This window comes from Yersinia sp. 2542 StPb PI, assembly GCF_048593855.1.
GTDB lineage: Bacteria > Pseudomonadota > Gammaproteobacteria > Enterobacterales > Enterobacteriaceae > Yersinia > Yersinia enterocolitica_E.
Map to the genome: position 1 here is coordinate 1 of NZ_JAZGQA010000023.1, position 15,887 is coordinate 15,887.

The following is a 15,887-nucleotide window of genomic DNA, read 5'->3' on the forward strand; positions in this document are numbered from 1 at the left end:
ATAGGTTAATAACTATTTAATTAATAACAATATTTATGGGAGCGGGTCAATGCGTAAATGGGGTGTAGGTCTGTCATTACTGCTGCTGGCATCAGGTGCCATGGCAAAAGATATCCAACTACTGAATGTGTCATATGATCCGACACGTGAATTCTATCAGGAATATAACCAGGCATTCAGTAAGCATTGGCAACAGCAAACCGGTGATAAGGTGACGGTGCGTCAATCACATGGCGGTTCCGGTAAGCAGGCGACCTCGGTTATTAATGGTATTGAAGCTGATGTGGTGACATTAGCACTGGCATATGATGTCGATGCTATTGCTGAGCGTGGTCGTATTGATAAAAACTGGATTAAGCGCCTGCCTGATAACTCTGCGCCGTATACCTCAACTATCGTGTTCCTGGTGCGTAAAGGGAACCCGAAACAGATTCATGACTGGTCAGATTTAGTGAAACCAGGAATTTCGGTCATTACACCTAATCCGAAAACCTCGGGTGGCGCGCGTTGGAACTATCTGGCGGCATGGGGTTATGCGTTAGAACACAACAATAATGATCAGGCTAAAGCGCAGGAATTCGTTAAAACGCTGTATAAGAATGTGGAAGTGTTGGACTCAGGCGCGCGTGGTGCCACGAATACCTTTGTTGAGCGCGGTATTGGCGATGTGCTGATTGCCTGGGAGAACGAAGCTCTGCTGGCGGTGAATGAAGTAGGTAAAGACAAGTTTGATATCATCACGCCAAGTGTCTCTATTTTGGCTGAACCGACGGTATCTGTAGTGGATAAAGTGGTTGATAAGCGTGGTACCCGGGAAGTGGCGGATGCTTACTTAACATACCTCTATTCGCCAGAAGGCCAGACTATTGCTGCCAAGAATTACTATCGGCCACGGGATCCGGCAGTGGCGGCTAAATTCGCCAACGAGTTCCCGAAATTGAAGTTGTTTACTATCGATGAAGTGTTCGGTGGCTGGACGAAAGCACAGCAGACACATTTCGCCACTGGTGGCATATTTGACGAAATAAGTAAGCGATAACCGTTTTATCTAACCGGACGTCCGTAAGTTAGTTTTGCGGGCGTTTTGTTATATTGGCTGTATTAATTCCGTATTTGTTTTCATAAATGTTTCCTTTTTTACAGATAAAAACGCTCCGATTCGCCAACTGGTACTGAATGCGTTATTTAGTCAGATAAGCTAATAAGGCTGGGTAATTTATAGGGGCATATATGATTACTAATACGATTTCTACTGTGGGTTCACAAAATACTCAATATTCGGCTTCAAGCTCAGAACCAAGCTTAACAAGAGGGAGTGGCGCTTTATCATTACGAGTGGACAATGAGTCAGCTGATGATTCATTCGAAGTTATACAACAACAACCAGTCATACAAGACAATAACTATACCTGTATATCCCCCAAAGTAATAGAAAACAGGAAAGATCCCGAAGGGATAAAGCCTGAGAACTTTTCCCGCTTTGGCACCATAAAAGAGTACTTAGAAAACTATTTATTAAACAAAGTCAATTGCGACGGTAAACCACCACTATTGTTACGGCCTTTGGCGGCTTTGCTTGCGTTATTGGGTATCCATGGTTTTGGTCAAACTAATTGTGCCTCTTGTGCAACAGCCGTTGCTGAGACATTCGAGAAGAATAATGTATATCTTGCAATGCCAGAATTGAGAGGAGCGGATGTAAAGGGAAAAATGGGGCTACCAACTGAAAGTTGCTGTTCTGTTACTGAACTGATTTCTGAGTTACGAAAATCTCAGCCTGATGATGCATTAAACGGCATCCTTGTTATCTATCGACCAGCCTTATGGCGCTTCTTACCAGGGGCGACACAAGGCCATGTCTGTAATGTGATTAAATTTAAAGACAGTAAACTGATTCATTTTTTTGATACGCAGAAAAAGACTTATGTTGAATGTGATCTTGATAATATTGCAGGAAAATGCGCGGAGATAAGCAAATTTCTCGGCTCGATAGGTGATGGTGGAATTGAACTGTATAAAACAGCACTTCACGAAGATATCAATAAAAAAGCCGGAACATTATCTGCCCCAGCTTAATCAGTAGCTTAAAACCTAAATCAGGCTTTTTTAGCTTTCGCTGCTGCTTTCACGATAACCGCAAAAGCATCTGCTTTCAGTGATGCGCCGCCAACCAGTGCGCCATCGATATCAGGCTGGGTGAACAGCTCTGCTGCGTTTTTGTCGTTAACAGAACCGCCGTACTGAATGATAACTTGTGCTGCAACCGCGGCATCTTGTTTCGCGATATGGTCACGGATGAATTTATGAACTGCCTGAGCCTGTGCCGGAGTGGCTGATTTGCCAGTACCGATTGCCCAAATTGGTTCATAAGCAATGACTGCGCCTTCGAACGCTTTTACGCCCAAAGTAGTCAGCACCGCATTCAGTTGTTTGGCGCAGACTGCTTCAGTTTGGCCCGCTTCGTTTTCTGCTTCGGATTCACCGATACACAAAACAGGGATCAGACCGGCTTCTTTCAGAACGCCAAATTTCTTGGCGATGAATTCATCACTTTCTTTGTGATAAGTACGGCGCTCAGAGTGACCGATGATGATGTACTGTGCACCGATATCTTTCAGCATGTCAGCAGAGGTTTCACCGGTAAATGCGCCAGACAGGTTCACATCAACATTCTGTGCACCCAGAGCGATGCGGCTACCTGCCAACTCGTGCTTAGCTTGATTCAGATAGATAGTCGGTGGGGCAATAGCAACACCACAACCGTCAACGGTGCTCAGTTCTGTACGCAGGCCAGCGATAAGCTCTTTGACCATGTTAGTGCTACCGTTCAGCTTCCAGTTACCCATAACTAATGGATGACGCATGTTTCTTCCTCCAACAAGGGGACGCGAGGGTCAATAATAATGACTGCCCGACAGGCAGTTTACCTGTCCAACAGTATAGAGATGATTAGTGGCAATGGCTTTGCTTTTCGTCATTAATTGCGGCAAGACTATGCTTCAGATAGTGACAGCTTAATCGGTTCAACAGCGAAAGTTAGCCCTTTTTCGCCGTTATCCGCTACCACATAGCGAATTGCGCCAACGGGATGGGCATAGAAAGGCGAACCTTTACCTTGTGTCAGCAGTTGCTGCACATTATCGAGACTTTGCTGGAGCGTGAGTGTGGGCTCAAACTGGCGCATCAGGGCTGCCATATAATTGACAGCCACTAGTCGGGCCGCTTTCTCTTCACTCCCTTTTATCGGCAAATAGGTAATTTGTAAGGTCTTAATCTTACCGGTACCTTTCTCCAGTGCGGTCGAAGCATAGAGATTCTCATTAATCTTACTGGCAGCCCGAGTCAGTGGGGGCAGATCATCTTTTACTGTAATCGCATGAAACTCACTGAGAGGCAGTGTTGGGTTCGTGCGGTTATAGCTTTCACGGAATTTGACCAGTGTTAAATCAAAAGTCGGCGCGCCAGAAAGTAGATAAGGCGCGGTCGGCTGAGCCTCTTCCGTTGGCTGACCGCTGTCGTCTGCGGGGTCGGCATGAGCGCGGCTAACTGTTGCTATTAGCAGCAGTATTGCCAGTATCGCGACTCTCTCTTTTCTCATGACTTATGCCGTCGTTAGAAGTGTGTGTAGGGGATTAAAGCGGTAATTGAGGGTGATTGTCAAAATTCACTGCAAAGATTATAGGTTAGTTGCGGCATTGGGGTACTCTATTGAGTATATATCAACTGTAAATTATATCAGGTAAATGGATCGGTTCATTGATGACAATACAGCAGTGGTGTTTCTCGTTTAAAGGCCGTATCGGGCGGCGGGACTTTTGGATCTGGATTGGTTTGTGGCTGTTGGCAATGCTGGTTGTTTTTACGCTGGCAGGTAAGGATTGGTTACCTATTCAGACTGCGGCTTTTGCGATTGTTTTTTTGCTGTGGCCAACGGCGGCAGTGGTGGTTAAACGGCTTCATGACCGTAATAAAGCCGGTTGGTGGGCATTTTTGGTGGTACTGGCCTGGATGCTGATGGCCGGTAATTGGCAGATGTTGGCACCTATCTGGCAGTGGGGGGTAGGGCGTTTCATCCCTACGCTTATTATCGTCATGATGTTTATTGATTGTGGTGCTTTTGTCGGTACCGAGGGGAATAACCGTTTTGGCCCCGAAGCGGTGCCCGTGAAATATTTGGCGGAGAAGGCGCAATAACACCTGCACCTTGCTATCTAAACTGAACCAAGGGCAACATGCCAACCCTTGGTTCACTTTTTATTACCAATATTGCTCGCTGGTCATATGCCCCGGTTTACGGCGCAAATGTTTTCGCATCTCGCGCTGCTCTTTCAGCAACTGCTGAGTATCTCGCACCATCTGCGGGTTACCGCATAGCATTACATGGCTGTCATGCGCGTCAATTTTCAGGCCGACAGCCGCTTCCAGTGAGCCATTCTCAATCAATGCCGGAACTCTGCCTGTCAATGAACCGTGGGACTCCTCACGGCTCACCACTGTTTGGATACGTAACTTGCCGTTGTAGCGCTGTTCAAGTTGTTGCATCAGTGGCAGGTAGCTGAGGTCACGGGCGAAACGTGCCGCATGGACCAACACCAGATTTTGGAAGCGTTCTAAATCACGCCCTTCCTGTAAAATTGACAGATAGGGGCCAATCGCGGTGCCGGTGGCTAGCATCCACAAGGTATCGCAATCGGGGATCTCTTCTAGCACAAAGAAGCCCGCCGCTTGCTTGGTGACCATCACTTCACCGCCTACGGGCAACTGGTCCAGCCGTGGGCTGAGTTTGCCTTCCGGTACTGTGACCAGATAAAACTCCAGATTTTCGTCGCTCGGTGCATTGACATACGAATAAGCCCGTTGCACTCGCTCACCATTAATATCTAACGCCAGCTTGGCAAATTGACCGGCAGTAAAGGGGTCAATTGGCGCATTGACCCGAATACTAAACAGAGAATCTGTCCAGCGTTCGATGTGAGTAATCTTGCCACTAACCCATTCAGCCATAATTCTTTTCCCGTCATATGCTTATCTGAAGTGATGCCTAAAGCGATGGCGATATTTTATGGTATCTAGCTGAAAAGTATTATCGATTAAATGTTATGTCCTGTTTTATCTACTGGGGAATACCGGTCCCTGTCGAGATGGACAGTTTACTTTACGCCCATGGTATTTTTATCTGCCAGTTGGCTGTTTAGCAATATGTCGTGCTGGCTCGCTAAAATTCCTAGATTTGTTAGCTTATGCGCCAATAGTGAGGTGTGTCACTTTTTCAATATCAATGTGGCACGTAGTCCGGCTAATAGACTAGTTAAGACAATGAGAAAAATAGAAAATTTCCACCTGCTGGTTATGTTGATCCTCCTGGTTGCCGTTGGTCAGATGGCGCAAACCATTTATGTGCCGGTTATCTCGGATATCGCCCGTGATTTATCGGTTCGCACCGGAGTGGTGCAGCGCGTGATGGCAGCGTATCTATTGACCTATGGTTTTTCACAATTGATTTATGGCCCGCTATCAGACCGGGTTGGTCGCCGGCCAGTGATTCTGGTCGGTATGATGATATTCATGTTGGGCGCGCTTGGGGCTTGGCTGGCGGATAGCCTGACCATGTTGGTTGCTGCCAGCGCTTTGCAGGGGATGGGGACGGGAGTTGCAGGTGTGATGGCACGCACCATGCCACGGGATTTATATGCCGGCACGGCGCTACGCTACGCCAACAGCATGTTAAATATGGGTATTTTAGTCAGCCCTTTAATGGCACCGGTTATCGGCGGAGTGCTGGCCAGTCTATTTGGCTGGCGCGCTTGCTATGCGTTCTTGCTATTTCTGTGTGGTGGGGTGGCGTTTTGTATGTTCCGCTGGTTGCCGGAGACTCGGCCACAGCAAACTGAAAAGCGGCGAATGTTGGCCAGCTTCCGCCTGTTACTCTCTGACCGGGCCTTTAGCTGCTATTTAATCATGTTGATTGGAGCGTTGGCCGGGATTGCCGTATTTGAAGCCAGTGCCGGCGTGTTGATGGGGGGTGTGCTGGGGCTGAGCGGTATGATGGTCAGTATTCTGTTTATTCTGCCGATCCCCGCCGCATTTTTCGGTGCATGGTATGCCGGGCGCGAGGGTAAAACCTTTCACAGCCTGATGTGGCATTCGGTTATTAGTTGCTTGCTGGCCGGGTTGATGATGTGGATCCCTGGTTGGTTCGGCATCATGAATATCTGGACGCTGGTGATACCGGCAGCGTTATTCTTCTTTGGTGCCGGAATGCTGTTCCCACTGGCAACTACCGGTGCCATGGAGCCGTTTCCATACCTGGCCGGTGCGGCAGGGGCATTAGTGGGGGGATTGCAGAATATGGGATCAGGATTGGCTACCTGGTTGTCAGCTATGCTGCCACAAACCGGGCAATTTAGTTTGGGGCTACTGATGTTTGCCATGGCAATTCTGATTTTGCTGTGCTGGTGGCCGTTATCTCATCGGATGCAACCACAAGAGCATCATGCTTAAGTCGGCAGATAAAAACGGGTACTGATTTAATGCGGTACCCGTTTTATTTTTTGCTCAAAGAGGACGAAAAAGATTCACGGGGCGGTTTACAGCAAGAACTCGTGTAATGCTGAGTCTTTGCGATCAAGAAAATGGGTCGAACGGATACGGCGGATAGTGCGGGATTTACCCCGGATCAGCAGTGTCTCAGTGGTCGCCATGTTGCCTTTACGATAAATCCCTTCCAGCAAGTCGCCTTTGGTAATACCGGTTGCAGAGAAAATCACATTGTCATTACGGGCCATATCCCCCAATAACAGCACCTTACCTGCTTCAATACCCATGGATTTGCAACGTATCAATTCTTGTTCACCCATACGGCGGTTATCTTCGTTATCGCCCTTAACTTGATGGCGTGGCAACAAGCGGCCTTGCATATCGCCATCCAGTGCACGGATCACCGCAGCAGAAATGACACCTTCAGGCGCACCACCGATGCAGTACATCACATCGACTTCGCTTTCTGGCATGCAGGTCAAAATGGACGCTGCCACGTCGCCATCTGGAATGGCAAACACTTTCACCCCAAGTTGCTGCATTTCAGCGATGATACCGTCATGGCGTGGTTTAGCCAGCGTGATAACAGTTAAATCACTCAAGGGTTTATTGAGCTTGATGGCGATATTGCGCAGGTTTTGTTCCAGCGGTAGGTTAAGGTCGATAGCCCCTTTGGCTCCCGGTCCAACCACCAGCTTTTCCATGTACATATCCGGGGCATGTAAAAATGTCCCTTTATCTCCCACTGCCAGCACTGCCAGCGCATTTGCCTGGCCCATGGCTGTCATACGGGTGCCTTCAATCGGGTCAACCGCAATATCAACAGCATCACCTTGACCGGTCCCCACGTTTTCACCGATAAACAGCATCGGTGCTTCATCGATTTCACCTTCACCGATAACAATCTGCCCATCAATATTGACTTGATTGAGCATAATACGCATGGCCCGTACGGCAGCGCCGTCGGCGGCATTCTTATCGCCCCGGCCCAGCCACTTATAGCCTGCCAGCGCGGCAGCTTCGGTGACACGGGAAAACTCGATGGCTAGTTCACGTTTCATGGTTAGACCTGTATCCCCGTCATACTTCAAGCTGCATGTGTGTTGGCTACGCTCGTTACTCGGCCCGTCCATGGGCCTCGCAAGGCGAGGCCGCTGCAAGCAGATTTGTCATCCCAGTCACCTACTTAATGTAAGCTCTTGGGGCTTTTCTCGCTTGCTGCCTTTCTGCAACTCGAATTATTTAGGGTAATAGAAGAAGGATGTAAGCAGGAATTCTACCATCTTTGCGAAGTAAAGCCGTAGGGGTGTCTTTTGGCGGGATGAGATTTTTCACAATAAAAAGGCACCATCAGGGATGATGGCGCCTTTGGTTTACAAAAACAGTGTAAAACAAGCGGGCCGTTACTCTTCGTGTTCTTCCCATGCCTGGGCACGTGCCACGGCTTTCTTCCAGCCACGGTAGCGAACATCACGTTCAGTGGTTTCAATCCCTGGGCGGAATTCGCGTTCAATCGTTGCTTTGCTTTTCACTTCATCCAGATCACTCCAGAAGCCAGTCGCAAGACCTGCCAGGAACGCAGCACCGAGAGCGGTACTTTCACGAACCGCTGGGCGCTCAACGCGGGTACCCAGAATATCGGCCTGGAACTGCATCAGGAAGTTATTCGCCACCGCACCACCGTCCACACGCAGTGATTTCAGACGTTCGCCGGCATCTGCCTGCATCGCATCCAGTACATCACGCGTCTGGTAAGCAATCGATTCAAGGGTTGCACGGATAATGTGGTTACTGTTAACCCCACGTGTTAGGCCGAAAATCGCACCTCGGGCATACGGGTCCCAATAAGGGGCGCCGAGGCCGGTGAACGCTGGCACTACGTATACGCCGTTGCTGTCTTTCACTTTAGTGGCGAAATATTCGGAGTCGGTAGCATCACTGATCAGTTTTAGCTCATCACGCAGCCACTGGATAGATGCGCCGCCAATAAATACCGCGCCTTCCAGTGCATAGTTAACTTCACCTCGTGGGCCGCAGGCAATAGTAGTCAGCAGGCCATGAGTAGACTGAACGGCTTCTGTACCGGTATTCATCAACAGGAAACAGCCGGTTCCGTAGGTATTTTTGGCCATACCGGGTTGTACACAAAGTTGACCGAACAAGGCCGCTTGCTGGTCACCCGCGATCCCTGCGATTGGAATACGGGTCCCGCCTTTACCACCAATGTTGGTCTGGCCGTAAACTTCTGAGGATGGACGGACTTCAGGCAGCATAGCGCGCGGAATATTCAGCGCTTTCAGCATACGGTCATCCCACTCTTTGGTACGGATATTAAACATCATGGTACGTGATGCGTTTGTGTAATCCGTAACGTGTACGCGGCCTTGGGTCATGTTCCATACCAACCAAGTATCCACCGTACCAAACAGTAACTCACCGCGTTCAGCGCGCTCACGGGCACCCTCGACGTTATCAAGGATCCATTTCACTTTGGTGCCGGAGAAGTAAGGGTCGACCACCAGGCCGGTGTTGTAACGGATGTACTCTTCCAGTCCTTCTTTTTTCAGTTTTTCGCAGATATCAGCAGTACGACGGCATTGCCAAACAATGGCGTTATACACTGGTTTCCCAGTTACTTTATCCCAAACAATGGTTGTTTCACGTTGGTTGGTAATACCGATACCGGCGATTTCGTCAGAACTGATACCGGCTTTTGCCAGCACTTCAACCAGTGTTGAGCTTTGCGTCGCCCAGATTTCCATCGGGTCATGTTCAACCCAACCGGCTTTCGGGTAAATTTGAGTGAATTCGCGCTGAGAAACACTCACGATATTGGCATCATGATCCAGCACCACGGCTCTGGAGCTGGTGGTTCCCTGATCAAGCGCAACAATGTATTTCTTTTGAGTAGTATTTTCAGTTGTCATAGTTAGCCTACTTTTAAGTTGCCGTAAATCTATTGGGTAGTATCTATTATTTATGCTTTACGTTCTGTGGTCGTTACCGTGGTTTCTTCATCATCAACCACGCAGACATCGCACGGTAAATGGCGGCCAATCAGGGCGCGATAACCGAAAGCACCAAGTAATGCACCGACGATAGGCCCGAAAATAGGGACCAGGAAGTAAGGAATATCACGCCCGCCAGTGAAGGCAATTTCGCCCCAACCTGCCAGATAAGCAAATACCTTTGGACCAAAGTCACGTGCTGGATTCAATGCAAACCCAGTCAATGGACCCATAGATGCACCGATAACGGCAATCAAGATACCAATCAGTAGAGGAGCCAGTGGGCCGCGTGGAATACCATTACCATCATCGGTCAGTGCCAGAATCAGACACATCAGAATGGCAGTAATCACTGTTTCAACCAGGAAGGCCTGGAACACAGAAATATGAGGATTTGGATAAGTTGAGAAGATTCCGGCCAGATTCAGGCTCTCGGCACTACCGCGAACCACTTGGTGCGTTTGTTCGAAATCGACAAACAGGTTGTAATAGAGGCCGTACACTAACGCGGCAGCGCAAAATGCGCCGGCAACCTGCGCCACAATGTAAGGGAGAACTTTACGGCGATCGAAACAAGCGAATAACCACAATGCAATGGTTACGGCCGGATTAAGATGTGCACCTGAGATTGCTGCTGTCAAATAGATGGCCATGGCAACACCCAGGCCCCAAATGATACTGATTTCCCACTGCCCAAAACTGGCTCCAGCCAACTTCAATGCAGCAACGCAGCCTACACCAAAAAAGATCAGCAGACCGGTACCGAGAAACTCCGCAATACACTGGCCCTTCAACGTCGAACTAGCGGTTTGGCTCATAGTAGATGTCCTACAGACAGAGATTTATAGGGTATTTCTTATTTTTGCCCTTCGAACCGCGAAGGGAGTGATGTAAATTTATCGTTAACGAGCACAAACGAGAAATAGCGAAATCAAAATGTGTGTGGTGTGTCATAAAAATGAGCGATTTCGCGTTATTCAAGGCTGTTAAGGGACTTTGAAAGTGTGATCAGACCAGTGGTTTCGCTATCAGTTGTTAAAGGCATGTATAACTTTACAGGATGGGTCATAGCGGTTTTTCGGTTTTTGCTGATAGTTACTGACACGAAATTGCTACAGAGTGTGGTTTGTACCGGTATGGCGCTAGACAGGGGGGGGCTGGCTACATACAATCGGTTTATCAAGAGCATCGTTTTTATCAAGCTGCGTTGCCTCTGCAAAGGAACGCGTTAGAACATAGCGCTTGTTACACCTAGTTCGATGGATATATAGCGCGATAAGTATTCACAGCAGTTTCATCTGCCGAGGGTCAGCTCAGTAGATACGGTGACTTAGTTAATACGGCGACGTCGGCTAAGAATGATGACTGCGACCAAAAGATGTACGCCTTGCTACCATAAGGGGACCGAAGAATGTCATTTGAAGTATTTGAGAAATTGGAAGTTAAAGTTCAGCAGGCGATTGATACCATCACTTTGCTACAGATGGAAATTGAAGAGCTGAAAGAGAAGAATAACACCCTGTCCCAAGAAGTTCAGGATGCTGCTGGTGGCCGTGAAGCCTTAGTGCGCGAAAATGAGCAACTAAAACAAGAGCAGCATGTTTGGCAGGATCGTCTGCGGGCACTGTTGGGAAAGATGGAAGAAGTCTAAGTGCCGGCTGGCTTAATGCAACTGTAATCGGTTGTTGAAGGCAGCTTGTCACGTAGCTACTGCAAATACGAAGTAGCAAAAAGGGCGATATCAATATCGCCCTTTCTTATGAAAATCAGAGGGATATTATTCAATATCCAGTGGCTCTTCTGACAAGATGATCCCAGTGTTATCTGCGTACAAGTGGTCACCAGAGAAGAACGTTACACCGCCAAAGTTCACACGGATGTCGCTCTCACCAATGCCTTCATCTGCCGCACCTACCGGAATTGCAGCCATTGCCTGAATACCGATATCTAACTCCGCCAGATCGTCTACCTGACGCACGGCACCGTAAACCACAATGCCTTCCCACTCGTTTTTCAATGCCAATTCAGCTAACTCAGCATCGATTAATGCACGGCGCACCGAGCCACCGCCGTCAACGACCAGAACTCGGCCCAGACCATTTTCTTCAAGCAGGTCGAACAATAAGCCGTTATCTTCGAAACATTTTACAGTAGTAATCTTGCCACCAAATGAAGTGCGCCCCCCAAAATTGGAGAACAGTGGTTCTACCACATTTACCTCTTCATGATAGGTATCACAGAGTTCGGAAGTATCATATTTCATAGGATTAACGTCTGGTTGCGGCTGGGAGATTAAGTATATCCCTTTCTGGCTACTGTTGGCAAAATCATCAATTGTTAAATTTATCCGGGCTGGCCTTTATGGGGTGTGGCCCGGAGAAGGTTTGAAGAACAAACCGCTGGGATTAACTGAATACCAGACCGACAGCAAACAGAACGTTGGTCAGTAATGCGGCTTTAACCATATGCTCAAGCATTGGGCGCATACCAGCAGCAGTAGGCTCACGCAGTACAAACAGCGCATGTTTGACCAGTAACGGAACGGCTAGAATAAAGATCCAACCGGCCCAGCTATGCAAATTCTGAAGCGTGAATATTGCCAGGCACAAAATTGCTGCCGCGATTAATATGGCATGATAATAACGTGCGACCACCGGCCCCAAACGCACTGCCAACGTGTTTTTACCATTAGCTGCGTCGTTTTCAATATCGCGCAAATTATTAATATTCAAAACCGCAGTTGCCAGTAAACCGCAGGCCGTAGCGGGTAACATCACGATAGTGTCAAAGTGCCCAGCCTGGAGATAGTAAGTCCCCGCGACACTCAGCCAGCCGAAGAAGACCAGTACTGAAATATCACCCAGCCCCATATAACCATAGGGTTTGCTACCGACGGTATAGGTAATAGCTGCCACAATTGCCATTAACCCAAGCAATAAAAAGCCTAAAACATCGCTGGGTTTTTCACAGGCCACAGCAATGAGTGCGATACCGGAAATAATCGTCAGAATAACGGTAACAATCAGCGCCACTTTCATCTGCTGGCGGGTAATCATCCCTTTTTGCATCCCGCGCAATGGCCCGATACGCTCTTCAGTATCACTGCCCTTGATGGCATCACCGTAATCATTAGCCAGATTAGATAGAATTTGCAGCAGGCCAGCAGTTAATAAGGCGAGGAGTGCTACGGCAGGTTTAAAACTATCGAGCCAGACAGCAAGGGCTGAACCGGTAACGATTGAGGCAAAGGCCAGTGGCAGGGTTCGTGGTCGCAGGCTTTCCAGCCAAGCCTGGGTCTGGCTGGTGTTGGTTGATAGGCTCATGTTTCGCTTCATTTTATTATATTAGGAGTCTGGTCCGCCCATATCGGCGTGTTAAAAACATTATGTCTGTCAAAAAACAGCAGTGGGAGGCGATGCCTCCCACTCGATATTGTCCTGGCGGACTATTTTATCCAGCATAAAGATATAAAGCGAATTATAGGATAAAACGACTCAGATCTTCATCTGCTACCAGCTCATCAAGATGCTTGCCAACATATACAGCATCAATAGTGATGGATTGACCATTACTTTCGCTAGCGTCATAGGAGATATCTTCCATCAAACGCTCCAGCACGGTATGCAAGCGGCGTGCACCGATATTCTCGGTGCGCTCGTTAACCTGCCATGCTGCTTCAGCAATTTTGCGGATACCTTCGCGAGTAAATTCAACGGTAACCCCTTCAGTAGCCATCAGCGCTTTGTACTGCTCGGTTAATGAGGCACTTGGCTCGGTCAGGATACGCTCGAAATCATCGGTGGTCAGCGCCTGCAATTCAACGCGGATTGGCAGGCGGCCTTGCAATTCCGGGATAAGATCTGACGGGCTGGACACCTGGAATGCGCCGGAGGCAATAAACAAGATATGGTCAGTTTTCACCATGCCGTGTTTAGTTGATACGGTGCAACCTTCGACCAATGGCAGCAAGTCACGCTGTACCCCTTCACGGGACACATCCGGGCCTGATGTTTGACCGCGTTTACAGATTTTATCGATTTCATCGATGAACACGATCCCGTGTTGTTCAACGGCATCAATTGCTTGCTGTTTCAGTTCTTCTGGATTGACCAGTTTCGCGCCTTCTTCCTCAATCAGCAGTTTGAATGCGTCTTTGATTTTGACTTTACGCGGTTTTTGTTTCTGACCGGCGATGTTCTGGAACATAGATTGTAACTGGTTAGTCATCTCTTCCATGCCAGGAGGTGCCATGATTTCAACCCCCATCGGCGAAGCAGCCAGATCGATTTCAATCTCTTTGTCGTCCAGTTGCCCTTCACGCAATTTTTTGCGGAAAGCCTGGCGGGTAGCGGATGGCTCTTGTGTTTCATCCGGCTGGCCCCAGTTATTTTTGGCCGGTGGAATCAACACGTCCAGAATACGTTCTTCGGCTAACTCTTCAGCCCGGTAACGCATTTTCTCAATTGATTGATGGCGAACCATTTTCACAGCCGCATCGGTCAGATCGCGGATAATAGAATCCACTTCTTTACCAACATAACCCACTTCGGTGAATTTGGTCGCTTCAACTTTGATAAATGGCGCATTGGCCAATTTTGCCAGACGGCGAGCAATTTCAGTTTTACCGACACCGGTTGGACCGATCATCAGAATGTTTTTAGGGGTAACTTCGTGACGCAACTCTTCATTGAGCTGCATACGGCGCCAGCGGTTACGCAGGGCAATTGCCACCGCACGTTTAGCTTTATCCTGGCCGATGATGTAGCTATCAAGTTCGCTGACGATTTCGCGTGGGGTCATTTCAGACATGTCACTCTATCCTTACGCTTTATACGTTAATTCTTCGATGGTTTGGAAGCGGTTGGTATAGATACAGATATCCCCCGCAATGCTCAGAGACTTCTCAACGATATCTTTGGCACTTAATTCAGTATTGTCTAACAGCGCGCGCGCGGCAGATTGGGCATAAGGCCCACCGGAACCGATAGCAATCAGGTCGTCTTCTGGTTGCACAACATCGCCGTTGCCGGTAATGATGAGTGATGCTGTTTCATCCGCTACAGCCAGTAGTGCTTCAAGCTTGCGTAACATACGATCAGTACGCCAGTCTTTGGCTAACTCGACAGCCGCTTTAGTCAGATGGCCTTGATGCATCTCCAGTTTGCGCTCAAACAGCTCAAACAGCGTAAAGGCATCAGCAGTACCACCAGCAAAGCCCGCAATCACTTTATTGTGATATAGCAGGCGTACTTTTTTGGCATTACCCTTCATTACGGTATTGCCCAGAGTGACCTGGCCATCACCACCAATAACGACATGACCATTACGGCGTATACTTACAATTGTTGTCACGAGCGGACCCTCGTTGCAGACTGAATGAGTCCCCGTACTGTTTGTCAAAAAACAGTACGGGGTATATTGAGATTATAAATGGGGGAGGATTGCTACTTTTCAACCCCCTACAGCGAGGGGAATGCATCCTGATTGACCCGCGCCTTTCAAACGTTGCAAGGTACTATCAGCGGCTGCTTTGGTACTGTAAGGGCCAAGGACCACACGATTCCAGCCACCACCGCTGGTAATGCGGCTTTCGATACCGCCAAATGCCAATTGGGCGCGGATAGATTCGGCCTGATCGATGGCTTTGAATGAACCACACTGCACCATCCAACGTTGCGCTTTTTCTTTCTCTTTCTCTTTTTCTTTCTCCGGTTTCGGCGGTGTAACGGCCGGTGTTACCGGAGCTGCCGGTTGCGCGCGCTGTGGGGTAGCCACAGGCGATTGTACCTGCGTCTGCTGCTGTACCGGCGCGGTAGTCTGGCGCGGCGGTGTTAGCGGCTGCTGTTGCAGGGTCGTGACCGGTGGTTTGATGGTCACAGCAGAGCGTGGCACCGGCATCCCCTGGTTATACGGAACCTCTGATAACTGCGTTGGCTGCTGGCGCATATCTGCCTGCATCTGCTCTAGCAATTGGCGCTGCTCATTAGTCAGTTGTGTCTGGGAATTAACTTCGCCACCAGCAGAAGGTTCTGTTGGCATCGGTACACCAATTTGGCGATTTTCCAGCTCTTTAATATAACGCCAGCGCTCTTCCGGTTTGGGCGGTAACCCATTACCGGTACGAGGGTCATGGCTGGGCAATAACGGAAGCTCACCCGGCTTATTGTGGGTGATGAAATAGAGGCCACCAACAAATACCACTAATAGCGCGACGGCCAGCGCCACCACGGTTTTAGATACTGCTGGCGCACTGCGTTTTTTCCGGCTGGTGCTTTTGCGCCGCGCTCCTGAGCGCCCTCGGCTTACATAATCTCTTTGTGCCACTATCGTTTCGCTGCGTCT

At 48.8% G+C, this 15,887-nt stretch carries 16 protein-coding genes; 5 read left to right on the plus strand and 11 right to left on the minus strand.

The window, feature by feature from the left end; genetic code table 11:
* Nucleotides 1–49: 49 nt before the first annotated feature.
* Both V1952_RS05080 and V1952_RS05085 read left to right on the plus strand, forming a co-directional pair.
* Nucleotides 50–1,039 (plus strand): sulfate ABC transporter substrate-binding protein, encoded by a 990-nt coding sequence (locus tag V1952_RS05080; RefSeq protein ID WP_420071214.1) that lies wholly within the window; start codon nucleotides 50–52, stop codon nucleotides 1,037–1,039.
* Nucleotides 1,040–1,230: 191 nt separating this feature from the next.
* Nucleotides 1,231–2,076, plus strand: a complete 846-nt coding sequence (locus V1952_RS05085; protein ID WP_420074413.1) for a hypothetical protein — start codon at nucleotides 1,231–1,233, stop codon at nucleotides 2,074–2,076.
* Between the two features lie 20 nt (nucleotides 2,077–2,096).
* Here the strand turns inward: V1952_RS05085 and tpiA are convergent, their stop codons facing one another.
* Nucleotides 2,097–2,864 carry a triose-phosphate isomerase gene (gene tpiA, locus V1952_RS05090; RefSeq protein ID WP_420074414.1) on the minus strand — a complete coding sequence of 256 codons (768 nt, stop codon included), beginning with the start codon at nucleotides 2,862–2,864 and terminating at the stop codon, nucleotides 2,097–2,099.
* Nucleotides 2,865–2,992: 128 nt separating this feature from the next.
* Nucleotides 2,993–3,598 carry a DUF1454 family protein gene (locus tag V1952_RS05095; protein ID WP_102970506.1) on the minus strand — a complete coding sequence of 202 codons (606 nt, stop codon included), beginning with the start codon at nucleotides 3,596–3,598 and terminating at the stop codon, nucleotides 2,993–2,995.
* 161 nt (nucleotides 3,599–3,759) lie between these two features.
* Between V1952_RS05095 and V1952_RS05100 the strand changes: the two genes are divergently transcribed.
* Nucleotides 3,760–4,194 carry a DUF805 domain-containing protein gene (locus tag V1952_RS05100; protein ID WP_372560124.1) on the plus strand — a complete coding sequence of 145 codons (435 nt, stop codon included), beginning with the start codon at nucleotides 3,760–3,762 and terminating at the stop codon, nucleotides 4,192–4,194.
* A gap of 63 nt (nucleotides 4,195–4,257) precedes the next feature.
* Here the strand turns inward: V1952_RS05100 and fpr are convergent, their stop codons facing one another.
* Nucleotides 4,258–5,004, minus strand: a complete 747-nt coding sequence (gene fpr, locus V1952_RS05105; RefSeq protein WP_372560123.1) for a ferredoxin--NADP(+) reductase — start codon at nucleotides 5,002–5,004, stop codon at nucleotides 4,258–4,260.
* Nucleotides 5,005–5,316: 312 nt separating this feature from the next.
* Here fpr and emrD point away from each other — a divergent pair, with 312 nt between their 5' ends.
* On the plus strand, nucleotides 5,317–6,501 hold the full coding sequence (gene emrD / locus V1952_RS05110; RefSeq protein WP_372560122.1) for a multidrug efflux MFS transporter EmrD: 1,185 nt from the start codon (nucleotides 5,317–5,319) through the stop codon (nucleotides 6,499–6,501).
* An 86-nt stretch (nucleotides 6,502–6,587) separates the two neighbouring features.
* On the opposite strand, the gene glpX is transcribed toward emrD, so the two are convergent.
* The 3 genes from glpX to V1952_RS05125 all read right to left on the minus strand — a co-directional run bounded on the left by glpX (nucleotide 6,588) and on the right by V1952_RS05125 (nucleotide 10,363).
* Nucleotides 6,588–7,598, minus strand: coding sequence for a class II fructose-bisphosphatase (gene glpX, locus V1952_RS05115; protein ID WP_083161768.1), 1,011 nt, complete (start codon nucleotides 7,596–7,598; stop codon nucleotides 6,588–6,590).
* 342 nt (nucleotides 7,599–7,940) lie between these two features.
* Entirely contained in the window at nucleotides 7,941–9,464 is a 1,524-nt protein-coding gene (glpK, locus tag V1952_RS05120) for a glycerol kinase GlpK (protein WP_083161770.1), read from the minus strand.
* Nucleotides 9,465–9,514: 50 nt separating this feature from the next.
* On the minus strand, nucleotides 9,515–10,363 hold the full coding sequence (locus tag V1952_RS05125; RefSeq protein WP_083161772.1) for an MIP/aquaporin family protein: 849 nt from the start codon (nucleotides 10,361–10,363) through the stop codon (nucleotides 9,515–9,517).
* 593 nt (nucleotides 10,364–10,956) lie between these two features.
* On the opposite strand from V1952_RS05125, the gene zapB reads away from it, so the two are divergent.
* Entirely contained in the window at nucleotides 10,957–11,196 is a 240-nt protein-coding gene (gene zapB, locus V1952_RS05130) for a septal ring assembly protein ZapB (protein ID WP_004704796.1), read from the plus strand.
* Nucleotides 11,197–11,322: 126 nt separating this feature from the next.
* Here the strand turns inward: zapB and rraA are convergent, their stop codons facing one another.
* The 5 genes from rraA to ftsN form a co-directional block, all read right to left on the minus strand.
* Entirely contained in the window at nucleotides 11,323–11,808 is a 486-nt protein-coding gene (rraA, locus tag V1952_RS05135; protein ID WP_083161774.1) for a ribonuclease E activity regulator RraA, read from the minus strand.
* 142 nt (nucleotides 11,809–11,950) lie between these two features.
* Nucleotides 11,951–12,868: a 1,4-dihydroxy-2-naphthoate polyprenyltransferase gene (locus V1952_RS05140; protein WP_083161776.1), complete on the minus strand. Its 918-nt coding sequence runs from the start codon at nucleotides 12,866–12,868 to the stop codon at nucleotides 11,951–11,953.
* Between the two features lie 154 nt (nucleotides 12,869–13,022).
* Entirely contained in the window at nucleotides 13,023–14,354 is a 1,332-nt protein-coding gene (hslU, locus tag V1952_RS05145; RefSeq protein WP_083161778.1) for an HslU--HslV peptidase ATPase subunit, read from the minus strand.
* A 12-nt stretch (nucleotides 14,355–14,366) separates the two neighbouring features.
* Complete coding sequence (hslV, locus tag V1952_RS05150; RefSeq protein ID WP_420071218.1) at nucleotides 14,367–14,897, minus strand: ATP-dependent protease subunit HslV; 531 nt, start codon at nucleotides 14,895–14,897, stop codon at nucleotides 14,367–14,369.
* Nucleotides 14,898–14,996: 99 nt separating this feature from the next.
* Nucleotides 14,997–15,869: a cell division protein FtsN gene (gene ftsN, locus V1952_RS05155; protein WP_420071219.1), complete on the minus strand. Its 873-nt coding sequence runs from the start codon at nucleotides 15,867–15,869 to the stop codon at nucleotides 14,997–14,999.
* Between the last annotated feature and the right edge of the window lie 18 nt (nucleotides 15,870–15,887).